This window comes from Planctomycetota bacterium (assembly GCA_026387035.1).
GTDB lineage: Bacteria > Planctomycetota > Phycisphaerae > FEN-1346 > FEN-1346 > JAPLMM01.
Map to the genome: position 1 here is coordinate 1 of JAPLMM010000007.1, position 2,283 is coordinate 2,283.

General features: G+C 68.1%; 1 protein-coding gene. It reads right to left on the reverse strand.

Going from position 1 to position 2,283, the window contains the following annotated elements:
- Window positions 1-2,283: DUF1080 domain-containing protein (locus NTX40_00335; GenBank protein ID MCX5647539.1), on the reverse strand; the 2,283-nt coding region annotated here is incomplete at both ends.

Genomic DNA, 2,283 nt, shown 5'->3' on the forward strand with positions numbered 1-2,283 from the left:
GCCGCGCCGGCCTCCGGCCGCACGGCATCCGGCTTCTCCAGCGTGTTGCGGGCCTCCAGCGACCCCGGCGCCACGATGTGCATCTCGGCCTTGCCCACGGCAAAGCCGGCGCCCACCGCCAGTTTGAGCGCCACCGGCTGCCCTGTGGGGTTCACGACCTTGAAGTGCAGCGAGCGGCCGTCCTCGGACTTCGTAGCGATGGCGTTCAGCGATTCCGGCACGCCGCCGGCCGCAACGCGCACGGGCGCGTAGTGGTCGCGCCACAACTTCATGACCACGTAGTTCGGCGCGGGGAACCACGTGCGGTGGTCGAAGTTGATGAAGGCGTTGTCCCAGGCCGAGGCCGAGACGTGCCGCAGGAACAGCGCCGGCCCCGCCATCCCGACGATGCCGGTGCACCGTTCAAAGACGTTGAGCGCCCCGCCGGCATAGAGGCCGGTGCGCCAGTCGGTGGACTGGGCGTTCCACTCCGACACGAAGAGCCTCATCCCGGGGTTCTTCGACGCGGCGATCTTCTCGCCCAGCGACCGCCAGAACGTCTCGGCCGCGGCCGGGCCGTCGGCGTACTTGGCCGGGCTCTCGTAATGGTGGACGCTAAGGTAATCGGAGAGTTCGGCGGCCTGGGTGATGACCGCGGTGTCGAGGCCGCCACAGTTGCGGCCCAGTTGCCAGCTGCCGCAGGCGATGATGGTGATCGAGGGGTCCACCTTCTTCATCGCCGGGACGAACTGCTTGATGACGCTCGCGTAGTCATCGGGCTTCAGGCTCCAGACCTCGTTGTCGAGCTCCCAGAACTTGACGTTGTGCGGCTTAAGGTAGCCGTTCTCGGCCCGGACCTTGCCCCACTTCGACGTGGCCGGGCCGTTGCAGTACTCCACCCAGTCGGCGGCCTCCTGGCAGTACTCGGCGCGCTTTTCGACAGGCTCGTGCATGCCGATGTTGATGACCACGTCGGGCTCGGCACCGATCTTACGACACATGGTGATAAACTCATCAGTGCCGAAGGAGTTGACGTCCTTGTCGTCCCACATGAAGCGCGGATACGGGCGCCGCTTGGACTGCGGGCCGATGCCGTCCTTCCAGCGGTAGTGGGCCGAGAAGGACCCGCCCGGCCACCGGATTACCGGCGGCCGCAGGTCGGCGATGGCCTTCAGGAGGTCCGGCCGGTACCCGCCCGCGGCCCGCCACGATTCGGGCATGAGGCTGACCTGGTCGATCCAGACCTGTCCCTTGCCGCGCAGGCCGATCTGGAGCGTGGCGTTCTCGGCGTCCGCCCCGGGCTTGAACTCCATGCCCACCTCGCGCCACTCCTGGGACGGCACACCGGTCGCCGTCTCGCCCAGTTTCCGGTCTCCGTCCAGCAGGCGCACCACGATGCCGTCCGGCGCGCTGCCGCGCACCCACAGCGACCCGCGATACGTCTCGCCCTTGCGGATGCACAGGGGCGTCTGCCGGACGCCGGTCTCGCCGCCGTCGCCGGAAATCATCTGGCAGAAGTCGCCGTTGAGCGGGTCGGCCGAGGTCCGGTCGACCTGGCCGTCGCCGTACGACGTCCACCACTTGGCGGCCGTCGGCCTGCGCAGCGACGTGGGCAGACCCTCGTAAAGGACCTTGCCCCCCAGGTCGGTCACCTTGAGGCGGCGGTACTGGGCCTGGGTGCTCCAGGTGCCCAGGCCCACGCGACCCGCGAGGTGGGCCTTCGAGTCGTCGGTGAAGTCGATGATCCGCTCGTCGTCGAGCCAGACCTGGAAGCGGCGGCCCTCGCACCGGATACGGACGCGGCACCACTTGTCCGTTTCGATGGCCCCGTCGACGACCGGCCCCACGGTGCCCCATTGGCCCTGGCCCTTGATGCCGCGCTGCAGGGCGTGCCGCTTGTTGCCCCATCCGCCGAGGTCGCACCAGTAGAAATCGTCGTCGCCGGCGACGCGGAAGAGGATGAGGAACCCCTCGTTGCCGGCGGTCTTTCGGGCCTCGAGGGTGAATTCGTAGTCGGTCCAAGCCGGGTCGCCGAAGAGGAGGCGGATGTTGGTGCCCATGTCCTTCTGCACGAGGCAGTCGCCTTCGACGGACCAGTTGCCGCCGCGGGGCCACTCCTCGAAACTGCGGCCCCAGATGAGTTCGCCCCACAGGCCGCCGTTGCACGAGTGATAGATGTGCTCCAGAAAGTGGCTGTACACCTTCTCGTCGATGCGGCCGAGGACCTTGTCGGGGTCGATGGTGACAGTGGCGGGCTCTGCGGCAACGGCCTGGGCAAGCGGCGCAAGGCAGAGCAACATCAGG